25 protein-coding genes are annotated in these 23804 nt (G+C 53.9%); 12 read left to right on the top strand and 13 right to left on the bottom strand.

Features of this window, described 5'->3' with window-relative positions; genetic code table 11:
* Window positions 1–28: 28 nt before the first annotated feature.
* Both M0220_RS05610 and M0220_RS05605 read right to left on the bottom strand, forming a co-directional pair.
* Entirely contained in the window at window positions 29–2647 is a 2619-nt protein-coding gene (locus M0220_RS05610; RefSeq protein WP_264018911.1) for a heavy metal translocating P-type ATPase, read from the bottom strand.
* On the bottom strand, window positions 2614–3057 hold the full coding sequence (locus tag M0220_RS05605; RefSeq protein WP_030074406.1) for a MerR family transcriptional regulator: 444 nt from the start codon (window positions 3055–3057) through the stop codon (window positions 2614–2616). The genes M0220_RS05610 and M0220_RS05605 overlap by 34 nt, the downstream gene beginning before the upstream one ends.
* Window positions 3058–3331: 274 nt before the next feature.
* Between M0220_RS05605 and M0220_RS05600 the strand changes: the two genes are divergently transcribed.
* The 3 genes from M0220_RS05600 (at window position 3332) to lysS (ending at window position 7713) form a co-directional block, all read left to right on the top strand.
* Window positions 3332–4678: an OmpP1/FadL family transporter gene (locus M0220_RS05600; protein WP_030074404.1), complete on the top strand. Its 1347-nt coding sequence runs from the start codon at window positions 3332–3334 to the stop codon at window positions 4676–4678.
* 243 nt (window positions 4679–4921) lie between these two features.
* A protein-coding gene (gene prfB, locus M0220_RS05595; protein WP_156963086.1) for a peptide chain release factor 2 occupies window positions 4922–6020 on the top strand; the annotation gives its coding sequence in 2 pieces (ribosomal slippage) (window positions 4922–4996 and window positions 4998–6020; 1098 coding nt in all).
* A gap of 178 nt (window positions 6021–6198) precedes the next feature.
* On the top strand, window positions 6199–7713 hold the full coding sequence (lysS, locus tag M0220_RS05590) for a lysine--tRNA ligase (protein WP_030074401.1): 1515 nt from the start codon (window positions 6199–6201) through the stop codon (window positions 7711–7713).
* 28 nt (window positions 7714–7741) lie between these two features.
* Here the strand turns inward: lysS and M0220_RS05585 are convergent, their stop codons facing one another.
* From M0220_RS05585 to M0220_RS05555, 7 genes are all read right to left on the bottom strand, one after another.
* Complete coding sequence (locus tag M0220_RS05585) at window positions 7742–8929, bottom strand: glutathionylspermidine synthase family protein (RefSeq protein WP_264018910.1); 1188 nt, start codon at window positions 8927–8929, stop codon at window positions 7742–7744.
* A gap of 62 nt (window positions 8930–8991) precedes the next feature.
* The gene (locus M0220_RS05580; RefSeq protein WP_030074397.1) at window positions 8992–9597 is read right to left on the bottom strand and encodes a DUF1190 domain-containing protein; all 606 of its coding nucleotides are present in this window, start codon (window positions 9595–9597) and stop codon (window positions 8992–8994) included.
* Between the two features lie 12 nt (window positions 9598–9609).
* The gene (locus M0220_RS05575; RefSeq protein WP_030074396.1) at window positions 9610–10032 is read right to left on the bottom strand and encodes a DUF350 domain-containing protein; all 423 of its coding nucleotides are present in this window, start codon (window positions 10030–10032) and stop codon (window positions 9610–9612) included.
* Window positions 10033–10091: 59 nt separating this feature from the next.
* A complete protein-coding gene (locus M0220_RS05570) occupies window positions 10092–10835 on the bottom strand; it encodes a DUF2491 family protein (protein ID WP_030074394.1) in 744 nt (247 codons plus the stop codon).
* A 30-nt stretch (window positions 10836–10865) separates the two neighbouring features.
* Window positions 10866–11912 carry an ion channel gene (locus M0220_RS05565; RefSeq protein ID WP_030074392.1) on the bottom strand — a complete coding sequence of 349 codons (1047 nt, stop codon included), beginning with the start codon at window positions 11910–11912 and terminating at the stop codon, window positions 10866–10868.
* A gap of 46 nt (window positions 11913–11958) precedes the next feature.
* The gene (locus M0220_RS05560; RefSeq protein WP_030074391.1) at window positions 11959–12654 is read right to left on the bottom strand and encodes a PspA/IM30 family protein; all 696 of its coding nucleotides are present in this window, start codon (window positions 12652–12654) and stop codon (window positions 11959–11961) included.
* Window positions 12655–12733: 79 nt separating this feature from the next.
* On the bottom strand, window positions 12734–13141 hold the full coding sequence (locus M0220_RS05555; protein ID WP_030074389.1) for a DUF2170 family protein: 408 nt from the start codon (window positions 13139–13141) through the stop codon (window positions 12734–12736).
* Between the two features lie 184 nt (window positions 13142–13325).
* On the opposite strand from M0220_RS05555, the gene M0220_RS05550 reads away from it, so the two are divergent.
* The 5 genes from M0220_RS05550 (at window position 13326) to rimI (ending at window position 16949) form a co-directional block, all read left to right on the top strand.
* On the top strand, window positions 13326–13712 hold the full coding sequence (locus M0220_RS05550) for a hypothetical protein (RefSeq protein ID WP_030074387.1): 387 nt from the start codon (window positions 13326–13328) through the stop codon (window positions 13710–13712).
* Window positions 13713–13800: 88 nt separating this feature from the next.
* Complete coding sequence (locus M0220_RS05545; RefSeq protein WP_264018909.1) at window positions 13801–15204, top strand: MFS transporter; 1404 nt, start codon at window positions 13801–13803, stop codon at window positions 15202–15204.
* 43 nt (window positions 15205–15247) lie between these two features.
* Window positions 15248–15556, top strand: a complete 309-nt coding sequence (locus M0220_RS05540) for a BolA family protein (protein ID WP_030074384.1) — start codon at window positions 15248–15250, stop codon at window positions 15554–15556.
* Window positions 15557–15591: 35 nt separating this feature from the next.
* Window positions 15592–16506, top strand: a complete 915-nt coding sequence (locus M0220_RS05535) for a hypothetical protein (RefSeq protein WP_264018908.1) — start codon at window positions 15592–15594, stop codon at window positions 16504–16506.
* Entirely contained in the window at window positions 16506–16949 is a 444-nt protein-coding gene (gene rimI / locus M0220_RS05530; RefSeq protein ID WP_264018907.1) for a ribosomal protein S18-alanine N-acetyltransferase, read from the top strand. Before M0220_RS05535 ends, rimI begins: the two co-directional genes overlap by 1 nt.
* On the opposite strand, the gene zapB is transcribed toward rimI, so the two are convergent.
* Together zapB and rsmD are read right to left on the bottom strand one after the other, a co-directional pair.
* The gene (gene zapB / locus M0220_RS05525) at window positions 16946–17140 is read right to left on the bottom strand and encodes a cell division protein ZapB (protein ID WP_264018906.1); all 195 of its coding nucleotides are present in this window, start codon (window positions 17138–17140) and stop codon (window positions 16946–16948) included. The two genes, rimI and zapB, sit on opposite strands and share 4 nt — an antisense overlap.
* A 107-nt stretch (window positions 17141–17247) precedes the next feature.
* Window positions 17248–17889: a 16S rRNA (guanine(966)-N(2))-methyltransferase RsmD gene (gene rsmD / locus M0220_RS05520; RefSeq protein ID WP_264018905.1), complete on the bottom strand. Its 642-nt coding sequence runs from the start codon at window positions 17887–17889 to the stop codon at window positions 17248–17250.
* Window positions 17890–17979: 90 nt separating this feature from the next.
* On the opposite strand from rsmD, the gene ftsY reads away from it, so the two are divergent.
* The 4 genes from ftsY to rpoH all read left to right on the top strand — a co-directional run bounded on the left by ftsY (window position 17980) and on the right by rpoH (window position 22078).
* Entirely contained in the window at window positions 17980–19356 is a 1377-nt protein-coding gene (gene ftsY, locus M0220_RS05515) for a signal recognition particle-docking protein FtsY (RefSeq protein WP_264018904.1), read from the top strand.
* The gene (ftsE, locus tag M0220_RS05510) at window positions 19353–20021 is read left to right on the top strand and encodes a cell division ATP-binding protein FtsE (protein ID WP_009724117.1); all 669 of its coding nucleotides are present in this window, start codon (window positions 19353–19355) and stop codon (window positions 20019–20021) included. Before ftsY ends, ftsE begins: the two co-directional genes overlap by 4 nt.
* A complete protein-coding gene (gene ftsX / locus M0220_RS05505) occupies window positions 20018–21058 on the top strand; it encodes a permease-like cell division protein FtsX (protein WP_264018903.1) in 1041 nt (346 codons plus the stop codon). Before ftsE ends, ftsX begins: the two co-directional genes overlap by 4 nt.
* Before the next feature lie 153 nt (window positions 21059–21211).
* Window positions 21212–22078 (top strand): RNA polymerase sigma factor RpoH, encoded by an 867-nt coding sequence (gene rpoH, locus M0220_RS05500; protein ID WP_030074371.1) that lies wholly within the window; start codon window positions 21212–21214, stop codon window positions 22076–22078.
* Between the two features lie 106 nt (window positions 22079–22184).
* Here the strand turns inward: rpoH and slmA are convergent, their stop codons facing one another.
* Together slmA and argB are read right to left on the bottom strand one after the other, a co-directional pair.
* A complete protein-coding gene (gene slmA / locus M0220_RS05495; protein WP_030074368.1) occupies window positions 22185–22793 on the bottom strand; it encodes a nucleoid occlusion factor SlmA in 609 nt (202 codons plus the stop codon).
* Between the two features lie 21 nt (window positions 22794–22814).
* Window positions 22815–23714, bottom strand: coding sequence for an acetylglutamate kinase (gene argB / locus M0220_RS05490; protein WP_264018902.1), 900 nt, complete (start codon window positions 23712–23714; stop codon window positions 22815–22817).
* Between the last annotated feature and the right edge of the window lie 90 nt (window positions 23715–23804).

Here is a 23804-nt window from a genome sequence, read left to right as displayed (position 1 = left end):
CCAAAACCAGCCAAGTTAACCAGAATACTCATACGCTTTGCTCCTGTGTTGCAGTGGTGTCTGAGTGGCTGGCAGCGCTTTTGCGCTGGGTTTTCCACAGCCGAAGGCGGTTGGCGTTGCTGACCACGGTAATCGAGGACAGCGACATGGCCGCCCCGGCAATCATCGGCGAGAGCAGCATGCCGGTCAGCGGGTAGAACACCCCGGCGGCAATCGGGATGCACAGCACGTTGTAGCCAAAGGCGCCGACCAGGTTCTGCTTGATGTTGCGCAGAGTGGCCTGACTGATCTCGATGGCATCTGCCACCCCATGCAGCGAACCGCGCATCAGCGTCATACCGGCACTTTCAATCGCCACATCGGTTCCCTGGCCAATGGCAAAGCCAACGTTGGCACGTGCCAGGGCAGGGGCGTCGTTAATGCCGTCGCCGACCATGCCGACCACTTCACCGGCCTGCTGCAAACGCTCGATTTCAGCGTGTTTATCTTCTGGCAATAGTCCGGCGCGGTAGTCATCAATGCCCACCTCGCGGGCAATCGCAGCAGCCGTGTGCTGATTATCACCGGTCAGCATCACGACTTTGAGGCCATCGTTTTGCAGCCGTTTGATGGCCGCCTTGGTGTCGTCGCGCAGCGGGTCGCTGATGCCGAACAGCGCCGTTAGCTGGCCGTCAACCGCCAAATAGACCAGAGTGCGTGCCTTATCTTCGAGTTCGCGAGCAGTGTCCTTTCCACCGGTCAGGTCGATGCCCGCATTCTCCAGCAGGCGTGCATTGCCTAGCAGTAAGGCCTTGCCGTCGGATGTTTCGGCCTTGACGCCACCGCCGGTGACGCTGTCGAAGTTGCGGATCTCAGCTGCTTTTGCGTTGGCGTCTTCGCCATGGGCGGTGAGCGCCGCTGCCAGCGGGTGCTCCGAGCCACGCTCCAGTGCCATCACATAGCCAAGCGCGGTCTCTTCATCGCCCTGAAGGGTATGCGCCTCGGTGACGCTGGGCTTGCCTTCAGTCAGCGTGCCGGTCTTGTCGACCACCAGCGTGGTCAGCTTGCTGGCGGTTTGCAGGGCTTCGCCATTGCGCACCAGCACGCCGTGCTCAGCGGCCTTGCCGACCCCTATCATGGTTGAGATAGGTGTGGCCAGACCCAGCGCACAGGGGCAGGCGATAATCAGTACTGTGGTGGCGGTGACCAGCATATGAATTACCCGTGGCTCGGCACCAAAGTTAAACCATACCAACGCCGTCAGCACGGCGATAATCATCACCGAGGGAACGAAAATACTCGATACCTTGTCGGCCAGTTCACCAATCGGTGGGCGTGAGTTCTGAGCGTTGGCCACCTGCTCGGTGATCTGCCCAAGCCGAGTGTCAGCACCCACTCGGGTAGCCTGATAAACAAGCCCGCCCTTGCCGTTGACAGTGCCTGCACTGACTTCATCTCCGGCTGCTTTTTTCACTGGTACCGGCTCGCCGGTCAACATGGATTCATCAATATGGCTGGTGCCTTCGAGCACCTCGCCATCCACCGGCAGGCGCTCGCCAGGGCGCACACGGATATGGTCACCGCTGCGTACGGCGTCAATCTCGATTTCCTGCTCCTCACCGTCGCGGATCACCCGGGCGGTACGGCTTTGTAGATCCAGAAGGCGCTTCAACGCATCGCTGGTGCGGCCACGGGCTTTCAGCTCCATGGCGTTGCCCAGCAGAATCAGGCCAATCACCATGGCTGAAGCTTCAAAGTAGATGCCGTGAGCGACCTCTGGCAGCCAGGGTGCAAAGGCAACCACGGCCATAGAATACAGCCAAGCGGTGCCGGTACCCATGGCGACCAAAGTGTCCATATTGGCCTGGTGATGCTTGAAATTTTTCCAGGCGTTAACAAAAAAGTGACGACCAGGAAAGGCCATGACCGCGAGGGTAAGAAGCCCGATCACCAGCCAGAAAAGCCGCCCACCACCCACAGGGTGAGGGTGGTAGACAAACATGCTGAGCATCAGGGGCAGAGCCAGTGCCAGGGCATAAGCGCTGCCTTTCAGGCGTTGCTTATACTGCTTGGCTTCCTGTTCGGCGCGGGTTTTTTCCGCTTCGCGCATATCGACAATCGGCTCAGCGCTATACCCGACGGAATCCACCGCATCAACCAACGCCTGTGAATCTGCATGGCCAAATACCTGCGCAGTATGAGTGCCGAAGTTGACGCTGGCGGTTTCAACCCCTGGGGTGTTTTCCAGTGCTTTCTGCACGCTTTTGACACAGCTGGCGCAGGACATGCCGCTGATGGCTAGACGAATCTGCTGGTTACCTGAGCCACTGCGTGATGTCTCTGTCGCTCCCTGGCGACTATCAGCATCAACGCGAGTGTCGCTGTCAACAGCGGTGTCAGCTTCGCTAGGTGAGACGCTGTTTTCATCTGCCGCTTTTTCCAATGACACGTCGCCAGGCGGGTAACCTGCGTCGTGTAGCGCGCTGTTAAGCGTTTCATCCGTTAGCGTGCTGACGACTTCCAAGCGCTTGTCAGCGGGGATGCCGACTACCTCTGCATTAGGGTCCTTGGCCTGGATCGCTTCGCGCATGCGTTTTACACAACCCTGGCAGTTCATGCCTGGCACGGTACGAATCAGCGTTTGTGGTTGCAAGTCGTGTGACTGCATGGTGCCTCCTCGGGAAAGCTTTCGATTAATCGGCACAGGCTATGTCCGTCTGGGGTACCGTCTGGCATGTCCTGCCAACTTTCGAGTGCCTGTTCCATTCGCTGGGCTAGCGCCTCTAGCTCAGCAATGCGCTCACGAATTTGCGGTAGCCGGTGAGAGAGTAAATCGCGCACCAGTGGGCAAGGTGAGTCACCCTGATCAGCGTGAGCCAGAATGTCGCGAATCTCTGCCACGCTAAAGCCAAGCTTACGCGCCCGTTGGATAAAGTTCAGACGCTCTAAGTCAGTCGCTGAAAATAGCTGGTAGCCGTTATCAGGGTGCCGGGTTGGCGCCAGCAACCCCTCGCGGGTGTAATGACGAACCGTTTCAGCGGTAACGCTGCCGCGTTTGGCAAGCTCGCCGACCTTCATCGCTCCAGACTGCATAACGTCCTCTGCGTGGAAGTAGGAATGTTTTTTAGTGTAAAACCTATGGGTAACACATAGGTCAAGCGGTATCGGGACCATCAGTCGGAATGACTAAAACACTGATTTAAAACACTCGTTCGACTAATGTATAAGACAAAACCGAAATAAAACGCTCGTTTGCCCTTGATCCCAAGCGGTCATTGGGCGAAAACTGACGTGGTAAAACAAAGAAGGTGGATGGATGTATCCATCGGATCATTGGGAAGAGAGGCCCACTATGCATAATAAATTTAAAAAGCTTACCTTGGCGGCCGCAGTCGCATCCGTCGCTTTTGCCAGTCAGGCGCAGGCCGGTGGATATCAAATCAACGAACAGAGCGTTAGTGGCCAAGGCTATGGCCATGCTGGGCGTAGCTCAAATGTGCATGATGCAACCATTGTGTACGGTAACCCGGCGGGTATGTCGTTTTTAGACCGGGCCCAAATCACGGCGGGTGGCACGTTCCTCAACGTAAATAGTGACATCTCTAATGTACGTGCTTCACAGAGTAGCCCTGCTTTCCTGCAAGCAACAGGAGGCGCAACAGATACGTTGCCAGTGGCAGGTTCTAACGACGGCGATATGGTGCCAGGTACGCTAATCCCCTTTGCCTTTTATGCCCATCCTGTTAACGAACAGCTAGCGTTTGGTTTTGGGGTATATGCACCCTTCGGCTCGAAAACTGACTATGAAGATGGTTTCCAAGGCCGTAACCAGGGTAATTACACCGAAGTGAAAGTGATGACGGCTCAGCCAACGGTGTCTTATCGCTTCAACGAGCAGTGGTCTGTGGGGGCTGGCCTTACCTATAACCGAGTAGAGGGTGAACTTCGCCGTCAGGTGCCCGTGGCAACACCGCTGGGCCTTTCTGAAGTGGATTCACGTGTGGAAGGCGATGATGAGGCCTGGGGTTATAACTTGGGTGTTATCTACCAACCTGCACCTGAAACAACATTTGGTTTAACGTACCGCTCTAAAGTAGATTTCAATCTTGAGGGCAGCTTTACGGCGAACTCACCCGTGCTGGATCAATTAGGCATAGGCACAGTGACGGATACCGCGGCGCTGGATTTAACAACGCCGGAAACTATCAACTTCTCGCTTACCCAGCAAATGAGCGACAACCTCAAACTGATGTTTGGGGCCTCTTGGGCACGTTGGAGCCGCTTTGACCAGATTCTGGTTACTGGCACTGAGCGTGGTGAGATTACTAACGAGCAGCAGAACTACTCCAATGCGTGGGCATTTTCCACCGGTGGTGAGTACCAGTTAACGCCGACGCTGGCACTACGCGCTGGGGTGGCGCTAGACTTTACGCCCACCCAGGATGAAACTCGCAGTGTGCGTATTCCCTCTGACGACCGTCGGATTTTCTCGATTGGTGCAGGCTGGAGCCCCACGCCTGATCTAACCTTGGACGTTGCCTACTCGTACCTTACCGAGCGCAGCACCCAGATTGATCAAAGCAAAACTGACAGCTTCACCGTGGCCGGTCAGCAAACGCCACCGATTACCTCCAACTACTCAGCAGACTATAAAAACGAAGCCCATGGTTTCGGTGCTCAGCTTACTTATCGCTTCTGATAGACGGTGCGTTAGCGCTATTTTGTAGATCGTTAAGAGTGACTAGCCCGGCGTAAGCCGGGTTTTTTGCGTGGCGAGCTTTTTCGGGATGGGTGCGGTAAGCGTTGGCTTTCGTTACAATGCGTCTCAGAATTCCGCCGCTGGGGCGGCTGGCGTTGGCATTTTTTAAGCCTGGGCGTCTAGCTGTCCCAGCGGCGCCTGTCTCTTTTGAACCGTGCGATACTGACCAAGGCTAGGCGATCCATGTTGGAAACAAATCCGATTCATAACCAGATCAAGGACCTGTCTGAGCGGACAGACGTTCTTAGGGGGTATCTTTGACTATGCCGAACGTAAAGATCGGTTAGAAGAAGTCTCCCGCGAGCTTGAAGATCCCAACGTTTGGAACGACCCAGACTACGCTCAAAAGCTGGGTAAAGAGCGTGCATCATTAGAAGCCATTGTGGCCACCATCGATGAGCTTGACCAGGGCTTGGCTGACAGCCGCGACCTGCTCGAACTTGCTGAGATGGAAGATGACGAAGGCACCGTTGATGAGGTGCGCAAAGAGCTTGATGGCCTGCAAGCAGCACTGGAAAAGCTCGAATTTCGCCGCATGTTTTCTGGTGAAATGGATGCTAACAACGCTTACCTCGATATTCAGTCCGGGTCGGGCGGCACCGAAGCTCAAGATTGGGCGAATATCCTATTGCGTATGTACTTACGCTGGGCTGAGAGCCACGGTTTCAAAGCAGAGATTGTCGAAATTTCCGCAGGTGAAGTGGCGGGTATCAAATCAGCGTCGCTGCATATACAAGGCGACTACGCCTTCGGCTGGCTGCGCACCGAAACTGGTGTTCACCGTTTAGTGCGTAAGAGTCCGTTTGATTCGGGCGGCCGTCGTCACACCTCATTTGCATCGGTATTTCTGTCGCCGGAAATCGACGATAGCTTTGAGGTTGATATTAATCCCTCTGACCTTCGGGTAGATACCTACCGCTCCAGTGGTGCGGGTGGTCAGCACGTTAACACCACCGACTCAGCGGTGAGGATTACCCACGAGCCTAGCGGCATTGTGGTGGCGTGTCAGAATCAGCGCAGCCAGCACGCCAACCGCGACTTCGCTATGAAGCAGTTAAAAGCGAAGCTGTGGGAACATGAAATGCAAAAGCGCAATGCGGCTAAGCAGGAAGCGGAAGACTCTAAAGCTGATATCGGTTGGGGTAGCCAAATTCGCTCATATGTACTGGACGATCAACGCATCAAAGACCTGCGCACCGGCGTTCAGTCCAGCAACTGCGACAAAGTGCTCGACGGCGATTTAGATCAGTTTATCGTCGCCAGCCTAAAGCAGGGTTTGTAAGAAGCCTCTGATTAATGTGATGAGCGCAGACCAGACAAGGCAAAAATCAACGAAAAAGCGCAGTTTACGGGTTGTAAATGAGCATTTTGAGGCGATTTTTAACGCAGTATGGTCAAGCGCAATAGTTAATCAGGGGGTTCGTCATCTTTTTAGCGTTTGAACATGAACAGGGTGCCCAATGGCTAACCAAGACGCGTCTTCTCTCGATAACGAAAACCACCTAATCGCTGAGCGCCGTGCCAAGCTCGCGGCTCGCCGTGAGCGCGCCGCTGAGCAGGGTAAGAGCGCTTTCCCGAACGATTTTCGCCGTGACAGTCTCACGGTTGAGCTACACAACCTGCTAGGCGAAAAGGATAAAGCGGAGCTTGAAGCGCTTGATCATCAAGCGTCGGTGGCTGGGCGCGTCATGCGTCAGCGTGGCCCATTTATCGTGATTCAAGACGTGGCCGGCCAGATCCAGCTGTATGTGGACAAAAAAGGGCTGCCTGCCGACCTGCTTGAGGACATCAAGGGATGGGATATCGGTGACATCGTCGCCGCACGTGGCCCTGTGCATAAGTCGGGTAAGGGCGATTTGTACGTGATGATGAGAGAGGCGCAGCTGCTGACCAAGAGCCTACGCCCGCTGCCGGATAAGTTTCACGGCCTGACTGACCAGGAAGCGCGCTATCGTCAGCGCTACGTTGACCTGATCATGAACCCGCAGTCACGTAAGGTGTTTGAGACCCGCGCGGCGGTGATTAGCTCCATGCGTCGTTTCTTTGAAGCCCGCGGCTTTATGGAGGTTGAAACGCCGATGCTGCAGCCAATCCCAGGCGGCGCGGCGGCACGGCCGTTTATTACCCACCATAATGCGCTGGATATTGATATGTATCTGCGCATTGCGCCTGAGCTTTACCTCAAGCGCCTAGTGGTGGGTGGTTTCGAGAAAGTGTTTGAAATAAACCGTAATTTCCGTAACGAAGGGCTATCTACGCGGCATAACCCTGAGTTCACCATGGTCGAATTCTATTGGGCCTACGCGGATTATCGCGATCTGCTCGATATGACTGAAGCCATGCTGCGCACTGCGGCCCAAGAAGTGCTGGGCACCACCACTATTGTGTATCAAGGCGCTAGCTACGACTTCGGCCAGCCTTTCCATCGCCTGACGCTACGCCAAGCGATTTTGGATCATGGCGACGGCATCACCGATGCAGATCTGGAGTCGCTGGAAGCCGCACAAGCCGTTGCAGCAACGCTGGGTATTAAAGTAAAGCCGAGCTGGGGGCTGGGTAAAATTCAGACCGAGATCTTCGAAGAGGTGGCTGAGCACAAGCTGGACCAGCCGACGTTCATCACCGAATACCCAGCAGAAGTAAGCCCGCTGGCGCGCCGTAATGACGCCAACCCATTTGTTACCGATCGGTTTGAGTTCTTTGTTGGTGGCCGAGAAATTGCTAATGGCTTCTCGGAGCTTAATGACGCCGAAGATCAGGCTGAGCGCTTCCGTGAGCAGGCAGCCGAGAAAGATGCCGGTGATCTGGAAGCAATGTATTTTGACGCTGACTACGTGCGCGCGTTGGAGTATGGCTTACCGCCAACGGCGGGAGAGGGAATTGGTATTGATCGCTTGGTGATGCTGTTTACCGATAGCCCCTCTATTCGGGACGTACTGCTGTTCCCAGCGATGCGTCCCGAAGTCAGCGAGTAACGGCTTCGCAGTCTACCGAAAGACGCCTTTAGACAATGGCGTGCGGCACAAAGCAGCTCGAGTCCTTGGTAATTCTGCCAACGTCTTCACGAATACCAATGCCGCACGCCCTGTCACCCACTACCCAACTGCCGATCAGGGCATGCCGTTCGCCAAAGCGCGGTAGTGGGTGGTAGGCCTGCAGAATACGCGGGTTGTCGGTATAGGGGCCATCAACGGCTTCGTGCTGGCCACTCGTGGTTATCAGCTCAATATTGCTCCCTTCCCGAGAGAAAAATGGTTTGCGCACCCAGCCGGGGGCCAGCGACGTGCCATCACTGGTGTCAAAATACGCCGGTAGCAGATTAGGGTGGCCCTCATTCCATTGCCAGAGCAACGGCAGAATACCCTTATTGCTGAGGATCGCTTTCCACGGTGGTTCGAACCAGTGGGTTTTCATTTTGGGTAGCAGCTCACCAAAAGCGTCATCACTCATTTCTTCCCAAGGGTAGAGCTTAAACAGCGCACGGATGGGCCGATTTTCCAAGTCTACAAAACAGCGGTGATCTGTGTCGGGTTGATAGCCGATATCTTCGATATGAACAAAAGGAGCGTTAAGACCTGCCTGTAAAGCACAGTCTTGCAAATAGGCAACTGTAGCGCGATCTTCTTCATGGGCTTTGATAGAGGCGAAGTGTAGTGACGGAGGTGCCGATGTGTCCCGCTCAAGGCGCTGCCCAATGTGGGCGAAGGCTGCAATCAGACGCTCTTGAATCGAGTTGAATTGATCGGCATGAGCAGGCAGCAGGCGTTGTTCGATCACCTGCTCAAGCCACAGCCACTGAAAGAAGCCAGCCTCGTAAATGCTGGTGGGCGTATCGTAGTTAAGCTCTAGCAGTTTGGCAGGCCCATTACCGCTGTAGGCAAAGTCCATACGCCCATACAAGTGAGGTTGTCCACTGCGCCAGGAGTCACGAATAACACCCCACATCCTTTCAGGAATGTTCAGCTGATGGAGAAGAGCATCGGACTGACAAACCCTGTCCACGGCATCCATACACATCTCGTGTAGCGCTTCGGTGGGGTCTTCGATGTCTTGTTCAATCTGTTCCAGCGTGAACTGGTAATAGGCATCCTCGGTCCAGTAGGGCTCCCCTTCAATCGTATGGAAGTGAAACCCTAGCTGGTGCGCCAGCTCGCGCCATTGAGGGCGTTCAGGGATGGCAACGCGCAACATAAAGCGGCTCCTTGCTAGCACAGGTGAGGGCGACGGAAGAGGTTAAGCGAACTAAGGTTAGCTTAGGAGCCAAATCCACCCCGTGCGCTGGAGCGCGAACCGAACCCAGAGCGTTGAGTCGCTCGCTGATTGGACTGCATTGTCGATGATCGGAAAGCCTGATTACGTTGTTCCACCCGTGACGAAGCGGAAGACGATGCAGCGTTCCAGTCGCCGCGATTCTGGCGGGTGCGGTAGACCGGCTCTTGATACAGGCTTTGTACCCTTGCGCCATTGCGGTTAGCCATCATGTTGCCAACCATATAGCCCATCAGCGCGGGGCCAAACCAACTGCCACCTTGGCCCTGCTGAGCCGATTGAGGTGGTGGCTCACAGGCCCCTTCGCCATGTACCTGTTCGCAAGCTTCTAAGGAATCAAAGCGCGGAACCGCTTCAACGGCTGCGGTAAACGCCGCCTCACAAGCGGTACGCGTGTAAAGCTCGTCTGCTACGCACTCATCTACGTTCTGGTAGGCCTTAGGTTCGGAGAAGTTGACGTCCGACAGCGTGTCTTGCGGCGCGGATGACTGCCCGCAGCCGGCTAACGCGGCTGTGCCGGCCGCGCCCATTAAAGCCAGGGTCAGCCGAGAACTGCGTTTGCGGCGAGGTGGCTGGTTAGATGATTGCATTGAAACCTCCCGTTACCAGATCATGGACGCTGCGTTGAGCAGGCCAACCGCGATAGCGACGGTAGCCGCGAAAATGCCGTATGCCATATGGCCATCGGTAATATGTCCGGAAAGGCTCTGACCTTTGCTTTTCAGTACCAGCTTGATAGCAAAGAAGGTAACGATTTGTACGATAAAGGCGATGATGCCCCAGGCGATAAAATCAATGAAGCTCACGCTGTTCGCCATAGCGCTGTAGAGCGGTATGGTAAAGCCTAGTGTGGCGCCACCAAAGGCGGTTGCTGCAGCGGCGTTGCCTTCTTGAATCAACTTCCATTCGTGATGAGGGGTAATCTTGCTGTATGCGACCATGAACGCTACCAGCAGGATGGCCGCGGTGATCAGGTAGGCGAAAAACGCTGGTAGGCCTGCCAAGTACATACCGATATTGCCCATTATCGTTTCCTTTTTTAGTCGTCAATCGTAGGTGGTAAATCGTACGCCGTGGTTCGCAATCAGTGTGCTTCGATAATCAGCGCACTGATATCAATGCCCAGGCTAGTGACTAACTGATAGCTGCCTTCCAACTCATCGGCTTCAGCGCTTAGTAGGATATATTCAAAGCGCTCTGAGGCTTGATCATGGCGCTCATAAAGCATGCAGTGGTGCATGACGTGGGATATACCGCTGCCATCGGCGCGGGTCACCGTTTCTTCAAGCACTACCGGTGCTGACCATTCGCTATTTTCAGCGCCCCAGACGCGTTGATAGCGTTTCAGGTCGTCTTGAGTCTCACTGTCGGTTTCCAGCGTAAAGCGCTGTTGGCCGAGTGGATGAGACGGCCTCTGGCTATCCGGTTGATTGATCAAACCATCAAACTCAAGGTTAGAAACGTGTTGCGACGACAAGAAGTCGAACAGTTTGTATTCAAACACCTTGCCATTGGCAATAGAGGCCTGAATCCAGGTGTCATTTTCCAGGTAAAAGCGCGCGAGCTGTTCACCTTGGCCGAGTTCGACGACGCCGACCGCGGCTATTTCTTGGGTCTCACCGCTCCAGCTGGCATCAAAATTCAGGCTATCAAACGCTTTCAGCGACAGCATATTGAGCGACACCATGCCACCAAGCCGCAGGCCGTTAAAGTCGTCTGGGGTCATGCCTGCTGGCAGGCCGCTAGAACGCTGGGCAGTTTCGCTGGTGTGTTTTTGTTGCACGCTTTTACTGTTGGCACGAAATAACGATTTAAGTGAACCAAGCATGGTAATAAATCTCCATAAAGCGGCTGGGTGTCATGACAGCAAAGATGAAAAGTGGGCCGACGTCAGACGCTCATAGGCCATGTAATACAGCACATCGCCGTCACTCAGCTCACGGGAAGACGGTGGGTTGAGCATATTCGCTTCGTCACTAATGGAGGTGACGCCAAGCAAGGTGGCATTATGCGCTTCCTTGGCTAAGGCGAATAATTGGCCAAACGTGCTGCCTTTGGGAATGTCTTGCAGCTGCGTTTGGTACTGAGTGGCCCCATGGTTCACGGCGAGCAGCTCATTAACGACGCGGCTAATGCCAGCATCGGTGGCTGATCGCACCAGCATTTCTAGCGCCATGGCTTCAGTGCATTCGATGCCAGGTAGCGTGCGCCGCAACATCGCTGCGGTATTAGGGTTTTCGCAGTGGGCAACGATGTGGCAACCAGGAGATTTCAGGCTATAAGCGGAAAGCGCTACGGTGGCCACGCGTTCATCGCTGCCATCATAGATAATAATACGGCTAGCATTTTCAACACCGGCGCGTTTGAGCAGCGCCATATTGGCGAAGCTATCACCCTTGACGAATTTTAGATCGCCCGGGCGTGGGTTGTTGATGTCTTTGGTGACACACAGCACGATTTCATCGGGTAGCTGCCGATCAGCTTTGAGAATATCAATGATCTTTTCAGTGGTTTCTCCATGCCAGCCGAGCACTACCGTGTGACCAGTAAGATCGCTGTAATCGCCTTTTCCTTGCATTTGCTGCCTCCAAAAGTTGCCCACCGTAACGGTTGCCTTACCGATCAGGGCAGCAAATAGTGAAATGCCGCCCGGAATTAGGTAAAACACAGCGATCAGCTGTCCAGCAGTTGAGCTTGGTGAGAAATCCCCATAGCCCACGGTAGACGCTGTAACGACGTAAAAATACAGCCACAACGACAGTGAACCCGTGACCTCTTCGCCGGTGAGCCCCATGAGCAGCCACGAGGTTGTCATATGAGCCAGCGCCAACAGCAGCAGAAACGTCCAACTGACGTTAATAGTAGAGGCTTTTAAAACTTTCAGTAGCCGTTGTAGCACTGGCATGGCGTCACTCTTCCTTGTGTTCAGGCGGTAGTGTTAACGCTGGCACTCAGTTGCCAGCATTTTGCTTGGCTTTTAGGCGAGCAAGTACATCGCTTCCTGAGGTTTGCTGTTTGCCGATACCCGCTTGAGAAAGACGCGCTTCCAAGTCGGCCCCAGACTCCTGGGCTTGCAGTGATTCGCCAATTTTGAGCTTTTCAGCCTGCAGTGCCTGGCGCTCTTTAATGCGTTCCAGAGAGGCAACAGCGCTGCTCATGCTGGCATTTTGACCAGCGTGTTGAGATGCCACGGCAGCCTGCGCCTTTTGTGCAGCTTCAGTCGCCTTAACGTGAGACATCTGCTGCTCAACGCGGCGGATTTCACCTTTCGATTTAGCAATAGTCGACTTTAATGCTTCGATGGTGCCATCGTACTGGGTGACATTGGCCTGAGCGATTTCGCGCTCACTTTCCAAGCGGGCAATTTCGCCGGCAACTTCCTCAGCTAGGCTCTGTTCACCTTTCTCAAGTGCAGCCATAGCGCTTTTTTCATACTCAGCCATCTTATCGGACAGTGCATCGACTTCTTTTGCAGCAAGATTGCGTCTGGCCATGATGGTAGTAAGCTCTTCATTAGCTCGATTCATTGCCGTTTTAGCGTCACGTAGTTCTTGTTCCATGATACGAATCCCCTGACTATCGACAATCGCTTCGCCGGTTTCAGTGGCTTTGCCGCGTAGGGCGGTAAACATTTTGCGTAGTAACATTGGGTAACTCCTTAAGACGAACCAATCCGACGCTTGCACGCAGGACGAACAACCGGTTGATACTGAATCACATGAGCAATCAGTCGATTAAATCGGCAATTTCCAGTGCGGCCTGAGCACAGGCTTCAACTTCCGCACTGATCGCTTCGAGCTTGCAATCTGCAAATAGTTGGCCATAAACCACGTAGTAATCTTCGTCACCAAGGGTGTGAATGCCAACACTGACCAGAGGTAAGGCCATGCCCAAACGTAGCAAAGCATCATTGAAGGTGTTGATATCTTCAACAGCGCTGGTAGGGGCCACTTCGCTCATTACCAGCCACTCTTCGTCGGAATACGTTAGGGTAACAGGTAAGTCACCGTAGTCCTTGAGCGTAAACACCAGTGAGTCATTATCTTGGTCGAGTGCGATATCAGCGTTAGGCCAATTCAGCTCATTCTGTTCCACGCTGAGTTTAATCGCTTCGAGTCGTGTTTGAGTGTTCATTGAGCGTATCCTAATTTGCTTTCCAACACAGGCTTGTAACGGCCTGTGTTGCTAAGTAACAGTATGTCGTTAAACCTAAATACTGCCTCATTTTACGCATTGAAACGATATTGCGTCTGCACCGATGGCAAACTAATCCGTTAGCACCCATAATGATCAACGTTTCGACGGCGAGGAGAATCCCATGAAACTGCTAAATCGCTCTGCCCTGAGCGTCAGGCCGACCCAGACCTTCGTGGACTGGATCAATGCGCTCGAACCCACCATGGGAGACGACGACCTGACCCTGGACGACGTCGAACGTGAAAGCACGGTGTACCTTATCCCCGAGATGGATACCCCAGAAGCGCTTGAGACGTTCGTGCGTGAGCGCTACGCAGAAATCCTGGAGACCGAGCTGCGTGCTTGGGAAGAGGATGAGCGCCAATGGCCGGAAAAGCTCGACTGGTCACTGTTTCAAGCATTTGTTCGCATTGAGCATAGCTATCTTGCGATTGATCTTGACGATGAAACCGCACTTGAGATTTCTGACGTTGATGACGCACTGCTGCTCGATAACGAGCAAGACTAGCGTATTGGCGTCTTGATATATGCGCATTGTAGAACCGGCTCCGGCCGGTTTTGCTGTTTTTAATGGTGCTGTTTAGGAACTGTCCACCATGAGATTGTTTGAAACTCGTGCCGGTGACGATGGTTTGCCAGGGTCTGCGCGTGCGCTAGCCGTGCTGGCGCTAGTCACAGGCACGTTGATGGCGGTGGTTGATACCACCATGATCAACCTAGCTCTCCCGACGATAGCCGCTGATCTTAATGTGCCTGCCTCCAGAGCGGTATGGATCACTAATTTATTCCAAGTGGTCTGCGCGGCGTTCTTATTAGTGTTTGCAGGCATAAGTGAGCTGATTACCCGCAGGCGGCTCTATTTGTTCGGTTTGGCTACCTTTGTTTTCGCGGCGTTAGGGGCGGCGCTGTCGCGTAATTTAGAAACGCTACTGGTATTTCGAGCTTTACAGGGGTTAGGGGCGGCGGCCACCCTGTCCATTGGCCCGTCGCTGTATCGGGCAATTTTTCCGTCACGCTTGTTGGGCAGCGCGCTGGGGCTCAGCGCGTTAGTGGTGGCCGGTGGCTACGCGGCAGGGCCAACATTAAGCGGCGTTATCCTCTCGTTTGCCGACTGGCCTTGGTTGTTCGCACTTAATGTTCCCCTTGGCGTGTGCTCCTTATGGCTTGCCTATCGCGCATTGCCCCGCGATAAACCGCGCCAGGGCAGCTTTGATGTGCTGGGTGCGTTGCTCTCTATGCTGATGCTAGCGAGCTTCTTTCTCGCCATGGATGCGGTGGGCCACGCTGCACCGCTATGGCAAAGCGGTGGCTGGGCAGTGGTAGCTGTGCTGGCTTGTGCGCTGTTTATTCAACGCCAGCGCTACGCATCTTATCCGCTGCTGCCGCTGAGCATCTTTGCTGAAAGGCGCTTTACATTAGCCGTTTCAGCCTCGGGCTTAGCGTTTATCGGCCAAGGGTTAACGTTTGTTGCGCTGTCATTTTTTTACCAGGAGCAGATGGGGTTCTCGCCGCTGGAAACGGCGTGGTTGTTCACCCCTTGGCCGCTAGCGATTATGGTGGTCGGCCCCCTGGCAGGCCGCTTAGCTGACCGAGTCAATCCCAGTGTGCTTTCAAGCGCAGGCTTAATGCTGCTGATGATGGGATTAGTGGCGCTCGCGCTGGTGGATGAATCCACTGGAGTAGCAGGCAGTCTGTGGCGCACCGCTTTATGTGGTATTGGGTTTGGTCTATTTCAGCCACCGAATAACCGCGAAATGATGGGTAGCTTGCCGCCTGAGCGTAGCGCTAATGTCTCTGGCGTGATGAGCACCACTCGTACCGTTGGCCAATCGTTTGGCGTGGCATTGGTGGGGGCAGCACTGGCGTTGGGTTCTCCAATGCAAGTTACCCTATGGTTAGGGGCGGGCACCACGCTGCTAGCGCTGGTAGCCAGCCTTTCTCGAGTGGCGTTAGCTCAGCGTGCTCTCAATGAGCGGCGGGCATCGTCTGTTAGCAAGTAACGGCGTACAATAAGGCAATGGCTGACTGAAGGAGAGAGTACTCATGGCGATGCAGACACAGATTGAGCAGAAGTTAGCGGCGTTAACGCCCGACGTGCTGCACGTAGAAAACGAAAGCCACATGCATAACGTGCCGGCTAATTCTGAGACGCACTTTAAAGTGACGCTAGTCAGCGACAACTTTGATGGCATGATGCCGGTAAAGCGGCATCAGCAAATTTATGCACTGCTCGCCGATGAGCTGTCTGGCCCAGTACATGCGTTGGCGCTACATCTGTACACCCCAAAAGAGTGGCAGGCACGTGGTGGCGAACGCCCTAACTCGCCTAACTGCCGTGGCGGTGGGCAGTGACACCAGAGGCTGTTCGCAGACAATATTTGGAGGCGATGGGCATCACTGTCTGGGCATCCAAATATCAGCTACCCCATGCGTGCCCCACAGAGGCGTGCGAGTGGGAGGATGCGCCGGTTGCCACTCCACCACGAGAGCGGCTTCACGCGCTATTGGACGATGCACCTGCACCGCGCCCGCGTAGCCAGTCACCGGTTATCAATAGCGCTTCCAGAGCGGCTAGTACTGGCTCCTCTTCGGCCCCTGCGGCAGTGCGCGCGCTGCTTGGTCAACCGCCTGTACCTGACAGCAAGCCAGCCGTAGCCACGGTTACTTCGACACAGGAAAATTTTACGGCTGAAAGTTCTGTGCAGGAAAGTTCTGGGCAGGAAGGTTCTGTGCAGGAAGGTTCTACACAGGAAAGTTCTTTACAGATAAGTTCTGTGCAGGGGAGTTCTACGCAGCAAGAACAGGCTGTTAGCAAAGCTAAACCGTTAACATTCAGTCTTTCTTGTGTTTGTGTGGGCGGGCGCTGGTTAAGTCTCCATGAGGGTGAAATAACGCCTGTTGAGCAGCAGCTACTGGCCAATATGCTACGAGCGGCGGGAGTGTTGAGCGGCGAGATGCCTGTGGTGACATACTTTAAATGGCCACCGATGGCGAATGCCTTTACACCAGAAGAGCCATTGGAAGAAGCACAGGACGGGATGGCTGCCTTTATTGCAGGTGCTGCAGGCAGGCAAGGGTGGCAGTTGGAGCGCCTGCTATGGTGGGGCGCTGACGAATTACCCGACGATTCACCCCTGGTGCGGGTTATGGCGGTTAGCCAGCAGCATAGCCAAACGTTGTCGCTGCCCGTGTGGCAAGGTCCTGCTCTGAATACAATTGCCCAGCATGGGAGTACCAAACGTGAGCTTTGGCCTGAGCTTGCCTCGCTTGGCAAACAGTGGCGTAGTGAGGCCAACTGCTAGTGATACGCCAATTAAGTATTGCTGACAGCGCTGAGCTACAGGCATTAGAAGCACAAGCTAACAGTGGTATAGGCTTGCCGCATCTTCGCAATGCGTTAGCAGACGCGAATTCACAGGTAATTGGTTACTGGCAGCAAGAACCATTGATTGGCTATGCCATGGTGGCTCGTTTGCCGTTTGAAGCAGAGCTTCAAGCGATTGGGGTGCTTCCCCAGGAGCAAGGCCAGAGAGTCGGCTATAAACTGCTTAGCGAAGTGGTTGCCTGCGCAAGGCAGTGGCAAAGCGAGCGCTTATTGCTGGAAGTGCGGGTAAGTAATCAGCGCGCAATAAAGCTCTATCGACATTATGGGTTTCATGAAGATGGACGTCGACGAAACTACTACCCGGCTGCACAGGGCGGGGCCGGGCGAGAAGATGCGTTATTGATGTCGCTGTTGCTTTAAGAAATGCTATCGCTGTCCATGTTTTCAAACTTGCTGAGCACGCCCTGTAGCCGACGCTCCCACTCCTCACGCTCCTGTTTAAGCTGGGCGTTTTCGCTACGCAGCTCTTCATTTTCAAGCTTCATCAATTCCAACGCCTCTACGGTGTCGGTGACTTTCTGTTCCAACTGGTTAAATAACTCAAGGCTCATGCCTACCTCCAGCAATGTCGACAGGCACATTGCCTGTCATAACGGGGATGAAATCGTAATTCAGTTGGGCGAGCGTAACGCCGCTGCAAGATGGCGGCAAGCGCAGTTTACACGGGTTTACGAACGTAGAGCCGGGCAGCGCTTTCCCCAGCTTGAGTTTCTCGGTACAGCTGCCAATTAGCAGGCACCTCCGGAGAGAGCGAATTTTCAGTTTCTAGGTAGATCATGGCTTCGTCGGTCAGCCAGTTATTTGCTTCTAACATAGCGCAGCAGGACGCTGCCAAGCCTTGATAGAAGGGCGGATCAAGAAAAATCACGTCACTAGGTTGACTAGGTTGATCAAGAAATATCAGAGCATCGGAATTGACCACCCGGCCATTGCTAGCTCCAAGAGTGATAATATTTTCACCAATTAGCGCGGCTACCCGAGCATCACGCTCGATAAACGTAACGTGATTAGCGCCTCGGGAGAGGGCTTCAAAGCCGAGTGCTCCCGTGCCTGCAAAGAGATCTAACACACGTTTGTTAAACAAGTGTTGGCCAAGCCAGTTAAACAGCGTTTCACGCACGCGATCAGGGGTTGGGCGTAGCCCCGGGTGGTCAAGCACTGGCAGTTGGCGACGACGAAAATCACCGCCGATAATGCGTAGCTTACCTGGCGGCTTGGCAGGCCCACGCCGCGCTGCTGAAGAGCGAGAAGTAGCGGAACGAGAAGAAGTAGAGGAGCGAGAAGAGCGTTGTCGTTTCATAACATGGATTGTAGCGGGCTACTTATCCAAAGTCTTGGTCTGCGATGGTAGGATAATCGCAATGTTCACCTATTAAGTCGGATGACACCTATGTTCGGTTTTTTCAAACGTAAGAAAAAGCACGACTCCCAGCAGGAGCAGCAAGATCAGCAAGCGCTTTCACAAGAGGCGCATGGTGACGCAGAGCCTACTAAAGAGTCTAAGCTAGAGCATAAAACAGAGCAGGGCACGCCAACGGAGGAAGCCGTTGCTTCAGCAACATCAGCCGCTGAGCTCGCGACGACTGTCGAAGAAGAGGCTGAAAAAGCATCTGCTAGAGAGCAGGTGCAAGAGCCTGAGCCTGAGCCTGCAGTAGAGGCTGTTTCAGAACCAGAACCAGAACCAGAACCAGAACCAGAACCAGAACCAGAACCAGAACCAGAACCAGAACCAGGACCAGAACCAGAACCAGAACCAGAACCCGCCGCAATGCCTGCACCTAAACCGGCTCTTCAAGAGAAGCCAGTGGCAGAAAAAGGGGAAAAGAAAGGCTGGTTCGCTCGTATTAAATCAGGGCTAGGCAAAACCCGCGCCAATCTAACGGATGGCATTGCAGATCTGTTTTTAGGCAAAAAGCAGATTGATGATGAGCTGTTGGAAGACCTTGAGACCCAACTGCTTATGGCGGATGTCGGCATTGAAGCCACTAGCGAGATTATTGAGCGCCTTGAGGCGCGCGTTTCGCGTAAAGAACTGAATAATCCTGAAGCGCTATATCGTGGTTTGCAGGAGGAGCTGGCAACAATGCTAGCGCCGGTAGCGACACCGCTAAATTTTGAAAAACAGAGCGATGGGCCTTTTGTCATCCTCGTGGTAGGTGTTAACGGCGTAGGTAAAACGACGACAATCGGCAAGCTGACCCAACGTTTTCAACGTGAAGGTAAAAGCGTCATGCTCGCTGCCGGTGACACTTTCCGGGCAGCGGCGGTTGAACAGCTTAAGGTGTGGGGTGAGCGTAACAACGCGCCGGTAATTGCGCAGCATACTGGTGCTGATAGCGCGTCAGTGATCTACGATGCGGTGGCAGCTGCCAAAGCACGTGGCGTGGATGTGCTGATTGCCGATACAGCAGGGCGGCTGCACAACAAGAGCCATCTGATGGAAGAACTAAAAAAAGTGCATCGGGTCATGCAGAAACTGGATAGCACCGCTCCCCATGAGGTGATGTTAGTGCTGGATGCGGGCACTGGGCAAAATGCCATTTCTCAGGCCAGTACATTTAACGACGCCGTGCCGATCAGTGGTATTACTCTGACCAAGCTGGACGGTACCGCTAAAGGTGGGATTATTTTTGCATTGGCGAAGCAGCTAAAAACACCGATTCGCTTTATTGGCGTGGGCGAAGGGCTTGATGATCTTCGCCCCTTTGAGGCAGATGACTTTGTTAACGCGCTGTTTGACCGGCAAGGGGATGATGGCCGCGCATGATCGCTTTTGAACATGTGGGTAAGCGCTATGGAGGGCGCTTTGAGGCGCTGGCACACCTAAACTTTCGCGTTGCAAGAGGCGAAATGGTGTTCCTGACGGGGCATTCTGGTGCTGGTAAAAGCTCGCTGTTGCGACTAATAATGCGTCTCGAAAAGCCTAGCCGTGGTCGTGTAGTGGTGGCTGGGCATGATATTGCCGAGCTTCATGCCAGCCAAGTGCCGTTTTACCGTCGGCAGATTGGTGTAGTGTTTCAAGATCATCAACTGCTGTTTGATCGCAGCGTGTTTCGCAATGTATCTCTGCCGCTGGAAATCCAAGGAGTAGAGCCACGTGAAGCAGCGCGGCGCGTTCGTGCAGCTTTGGATAAAGTCGGGCTTTTACACCGTGAAAAAGCGTTACCGGTAGAGCTTTCCGGCGGTGAGCAGCAGCGAGTGGGAATTGCGCGCGCAGTGGTTAATAAGCCAGCTCTGCTTCTTGCTGATGAACCTACCGGTAACCTTGACCCACAGCTTTCTGCCGACATTATGGCGCTGTTTGAAGACTTCAATCGTATTGGAACTACTGTGATGATTGCCAGTCACGACCTGGCGTTAATCGCACGGCTGCGCCACCGTATTTTACGCCTGCGCGATGGACGTTTGGTGGCAGATGAGGGCGCCGTATGAAACGTGCTGCGACACCCCGTTCTACAGGTGTAGCTCCCAAGGGTAAGCGACAAGCGGCCAGAACCTCCAGTGAGCCATCCGCCGAGCGGCGTGGGGCGCGTTCACATCAAACACGCTTTAGCAGCCGCTTACGCGCCTGGGGGCGCCATCATCGTGCCATGGCGATGGATAGCCTTTATCGCCTGATACGTTACCCTGTGGGCAATCTGCTCACCATGCTGGCCATTGCTATTGCGTTAGTCTTACCCGCGGCACTTTGGTTAACCTTAGATAGCGCCAAACTGCTAGACGCAGAGCTGGATGAGAGTGCAACCCTCACGGTTTATCTGGAAACGACCGTAGACGCTGCGCAATCTGCGCGTATTGACGAAGCCGTTAGGGCAGATGAGGGCGTCGCAACGACGCGCCTTATTAGTGCAGCACAAGGGATGGCTGAGTTTCAGCAGTCGCTAGGGATTGAAGATACCTTAGCGGGCCTTGACGATAATCCCTTGCCTGCCAGTATTGTCATCTACCCGCAGAGTGTTGAGCCTGCGGCTATGGCGCAATTGGCACAGCGGTTGGAAGCTTTCTCTGGGGTAGACGAGGTGCGTGTAGACCTCGCATGGGTAGAGCGTTTACGTCATTTAGCAGACCTTGGGCGACGGGTAGCGCTCGCGCTTGGTGTGCTGTTTGGCTGTGGAGTGCTGCTAGTAGTGGGCAACACGATTCGCCTAGCAGTTGAGAGTCGGCGGCGGGAAATTGAAGTGGTGATGCTGATAGGCGCAACTCATGCGTTTGTGCGCAGACCCTTTCTTTACAGCGGGGCCTGGTACGGTGTGGGTGGCGGTCTTTTGGCGTTGGGATTGTTGGGGCTTGGTAACCACTGGCTGTCGTTGCCTGTGGCGGCCTTGGCTGCAAGCTACGGCGCGAGCTTCGTATTGCCGCAGTTAGACGTGACAGGCTCTACAATTCTGCTATCTTGCAGTACACTACTGGGCTGGCTGGGAGCGTGGCTGGCAGTTACACGCCATCTCTCTAGCATACGCCCGCGTTAGTTATGTTTGTTATGCGGTCATTAACGGGAATTTCTACCCCGTTTTGTGTCTTATGCAGTGAATGCATCGGTCATATGAACCTTATGCTTAGGCTAAGGTCTTAGAGTTAACAGTACACCAACCACGATAGGTTTTAAGGGAGACCACCTGCACATGAGCACTAGTCTTCTACCGGTGGGTCAGCTCTCTCCAGGTCACGATCTGGGCGGCTACATCAAGGCGGTTAACGGAATTCCCGTACTAAGCATTGATGAAGAGCGTGAGCTTGCATTCCGCCTCCACGATGAAGGTGATCTGGAAGCTGCGCGTCGTCTGGTGCTTTCGCACCTGCGTTTTGTTGTGCATATTGCTCGTAGTTATTCAGGTTACGGTTTGCCACAGGCTGACTTGATTCAAGAAGGTAACGTTGGTCTGATGAAAGCCGTTAAGCGCTTTGACCCCAATCAAGGGGTTCGCTTGGTGTCTTTTGCCGTGCATTGGATCAAAGCGGAAATTCACGAGTTTGTGCTTCGCAACTGGCGAATCGTCAAAATTGCCACTACCAAAGCGCAGCGCAAGTTGTTTTTTAATCTGCGTAGCGCCAAAAAACGTTTAGCCTGGCTGAATAATGATGAGGTCAATGCGATTGCAAAAGATCTCGATGTGAAGCCAGAAATAGTGCGCGATATGGAAGGACGTTTGTCGGCTTACGATGCGGGCTTTGATGCCTCTCCTAGTGACGACGAAGAGAGCACCTATCAAGCACCGGCGTACTTTTTAGATGATGCTTCAGCCGATCCGGCAACGCTGTTAGAAGACAGCAACTTTGAAGAGGATTCAACGCGTCGCTTGCAGCTAGCTTTGAAGGGGCTTGATGAGCGTTCGCGGGATATTTTGCAGCGTCGCTGGCTGACCGATAATAAAGCGACACTGCACGACTTAGCTGATGTGTATGGCGTTAGCGCTGAACGCATTCGTCAGCTCGAAAAGAACGCTATGAAAAAGTTGCGTCAGAAAATGGGCGACGCTATCGCCGCTTAATTTAAGTATATATATTGGGTAAGTAGGCTAGATAAACGCCCCGAAGGCAGAGCGCTTTCGGGGCGTTTTTATTGGTTGGCTGGCTGGCTTGATATGTCAACGCTTGCTAAGCCGGTTGCACGGTTTCTCGTAACAGTTGGCTAGATAGAAGTGCCCACTGATCTTCCCAATACTCTGTTGGTAAGCGTTTGAAGTCACTACGCACATATTGAGAAATACGTCCTTCTGCCTGGGCGATCAGCAGGTTAGCTGCGGCGGATGCAGGAATGCTTGTGCGCAAGCCTTCACGCAGTTCAGCCTCCCGTAGCACCTGTTTTAGTTGAGTTTCCAGGCGCTCGAAAAGCTGGTGTACCCGCTGGCGTAGCCGCGCCGTTTCGCCGGTAAGAACATCGCCACCCAATACCCTGGCAAGCCCAGGGTTTTTCTCGGCAAAGCCCAGTAGTAAGGTCAAAATCGTGCTGCAGCGCGATGTAGCATCGGGGATATCTTCCAGGATGCGGGTAATGCGCGCAAAAATGCTTTCTTCAATAAAGTCGATTAGACCCTCAAACATACGCGCTTTACTGGGGAAGTGGCGATACAGCGCTGCTTCGGAGACGCCTACCTGGCGGGCAAGTGCAGCGGTTGTGATGCGTTTACCGCTATCCTCTTCCAACATAACGGCTAAGGCTTGCAGGATTTGCTCGCGGCGGCGAGGTTTTTGTTCGTCACTCATGACGTTATCCCTCCGTCGCGGTTAACCTGCGTCAGTAATCAGGGTGCCTACCCCAGCATTGGTAAAGATTTCCAGGAGTACGGCATGGGGAACGCGACCATCAATGATATGGGCGCTGTTGACGCCGCCTTTCACCGCGTCCAGCGCGCAGCGAATTTTCGGCAGCATGCCGCCGTAAATAGTGCCGTCAGCGATTAGGCTATCGACTTGAGTGGTTGAAAGACCAGTCAAGACTCCCCCCTCGCTATTCATTAAGCCTGCGACGTTGGTTAGCAGCATTAGCTTTTCAGCGTTCAGCGCTTCGGCCAGCTTGCCTGCTACTAAATCGGCGTTAATGTTGTAGCTATTACCTTCACCGTCAACGCCGATAGGCGCGATTACCGGAATAAAGTCTCGGGCAGCGAGCATCTCGATAAGGTCGGTGGAGATAGACTCCACTTCACCCACGTGACCAATATCGATGATTTCCGGTGCGGTCATCTCAGGGCTTTGGTGCTCTACTTTTAACTGGCGGGCGCGAATTTGTGCGCCATCTTTTCCGGTTAAGCCAATTGCTTTGCCGCCGCTTTGGTTGATCAGGTTAACAATGCTTTTATTGACCAAGCCTCCCAGCACCATCTCCACAACGTCCATGGTTTGGGAGTCGGTCACACGCATGCCGTTCACAAAGCGTGATTCAATATTCAATTTTTCCAGTAGGCTGCCAATTTGTGGCCCACCGCCATGTACCACGACTGGGTTAATGCCGACTTCTTTCATAAGCACGATGTTACGCGCGAATGAATCGATCAAGGTGTCTTCGGTCATGGCGTTGCCGCCATATTTAACGACGACCGTTTTGCCCGAAAACTGTTGGATGTAGGGGAGGGCTTCTGACAAAACCTCCACAACGACCTGGGGGTCGCGGCTAGTTGAACTCATGACGTTGTCCCTTTTGCTTTTTTCCGTCGCTACGTTTATCGCGACCGTTATTACAGCGCGAGCATTGGCTTTTCCATGCGGCGTGTTGTT

Source organism: Halomonas qinghailakensis, from assembly GCF_025820815.1.
In the GTDB taxonomy this organism is placed as follows: domain Bacteria; phylum Pseudomonadota; class Gammaproteobacteria; order Pseudomonadales; family Halomonadaceae; genus Vreelandella; species Vreelandella qaidamensis.
This window is presented reverse-complemented; position numbering and strand designations above follow the sequence as displayed.

Coding starts and splice junctions, on each gene's coding strand:
- M0220_RS05610 (WP_264018911.1), bottom strand. CDS start 2,647: ATGCAGTCACACGACTTGCAACCACAAACGCTGATTCGTACCGTGCCA.
- M0220_RS05605 (WP_030074406.1), bottom strand. CDS start 3,057: ATGAAGGTCGGCGAGCTTGCCAAACGCGGCAGCGTTACCGCTGAAACG.
- M0220_RS05600 (WP_030074404.1), top strand. CDS start 3,332: ATGCATAATAAATTTAAAAAGCTTACCTTGGCGGCCGCAGTCGCATCC.
- lysS (WP_030074401.1), top strand. CDS start 6,199: ATGGCTAACCAAGACGCGTCTTCTCTCGATAACGAAAACCACCTAATC.
- M0220_RS05585 (WP_264018910.1), bottom strand. CDS start 8,929: ATGTTGCGCGTTGCCATCCCTGAACGCCCTCAATGGCGCGAGCTGGCG.
- M0220_RS05580 (WP_030074397.1), bottom strand. CDS start 9,597: ATGCAATCATCTAACCAGCCACCTCGCCGCAAACGCAGTTCTCGGCTG.
- M0220_RS05575 (WP_030074396.1), bottom strand. CDS start 10,032: ATGGGCAATATCGGTATGTACTTGGCAGGCCTACCAGCGTTTTTCGCC.
- M0220_RS05570 (WP_030074394.1), bottom strand. CDS start 10,835: ATGCTTGGTTCACTTAAATCGTTATTTCGTGCCAACAGTAAAAGCGTG.
- M0220_RS05565 (WP_030074392.1), bottom strand. CDS start 11,912: ATGCCAGTGCTACAACGGCTACTGAAAGTTTTAAAAGCCTCTACTATT.
- M0220_RS05560 (WP_030074391.1), bottom strand. CDS start 12,654: ATGTTACTACGCAAAATGTTTACCGCCCTACGCGGCAAAGCCACTGAA.
- M0220_RS05555 (WP_030074389.1), bottom strand. CDS start 13,141: ATGAACACTCAAACACGACTCGAAGCGATTAAACTCAGCGTGGAACAG.
- M0220_RS05550 (WP_030074387.1), top strand. CDS start 13,326: ATGAAACTGCTAAATCGCTCTGCCCTGAGCGTCAGGCCGACCCAGACC.
- M0220_RS05545 (WP_264018909.1), top strand. CDS start 13,801: ATGAGATTGTTTGAAACTCGTGCCGGTGACGATGGTTTGCCAGGGTCT.
- M0220_RS05540 (WP_030074384.1), top strand. CDS start 15,248: ATGGCGATGCAGACACAGATTGAGCAGAAGTTAGCGGCGTTAACGCCC.
- M0220_RS05535 (WP_264018908.1), top strand. CDS start 15,592: ATGGGCATCACTGTCTGGGCATCCAAATATCAGCTACCCCATGCGTGC.
- zapB (WP_264018906.1), bottom strand. CDS start 17,140: ATGAGCCTTGAGTTATTTAACCAGTTGGAACAGAAAGTCACCGACACC.
- rsmD (WP_264018905.1), bottom strand. CDS start 17,889: ATGAAACGACAACGCTCTTCTCGCTCCTCTACTTCTTCTCGTTCCGCT.
- ftsY (WP_264018904.1), top strand. CDS start 17,980: ATGTTCGGTTTTTTCAAACGTAAGAAAAAGCACGACTCCCAGCAGGAG.
- ftsE (WP_009724117.1), top strand. CDS start 19,353: ATGATCGCTTTTGAACATGTGGGTAAGCGCTATGGAGGGCGCTTTGAG.
- ftsX (WP_264018903.1), top strand. CDS start 20,018: ATGAAACGTGCTGCGACACCCCGTTCTACAGGTGTAGCTCCCAAGGGT.
- rpoH (WP_030074371.1), top strand. CDS start 21,212: ATGAGCACTAGTCTTCTACCGGTGGGTCAGCTCTCTCCAGGTCACGAT.
- slmA (WP_030074368.1), bottom strand. CDS start 22,793: ATGAGTGACGAACAAAAACCTCGCCGCCGCGAGCAAATCCTGCAAGCC.
- argB (WP_264018902.1), bottom strand. CDS start 23,714: ATGAGTTCAACTAGCCGCGACCCCCAGGTCGTTGTGGAGGTTTTGTCA.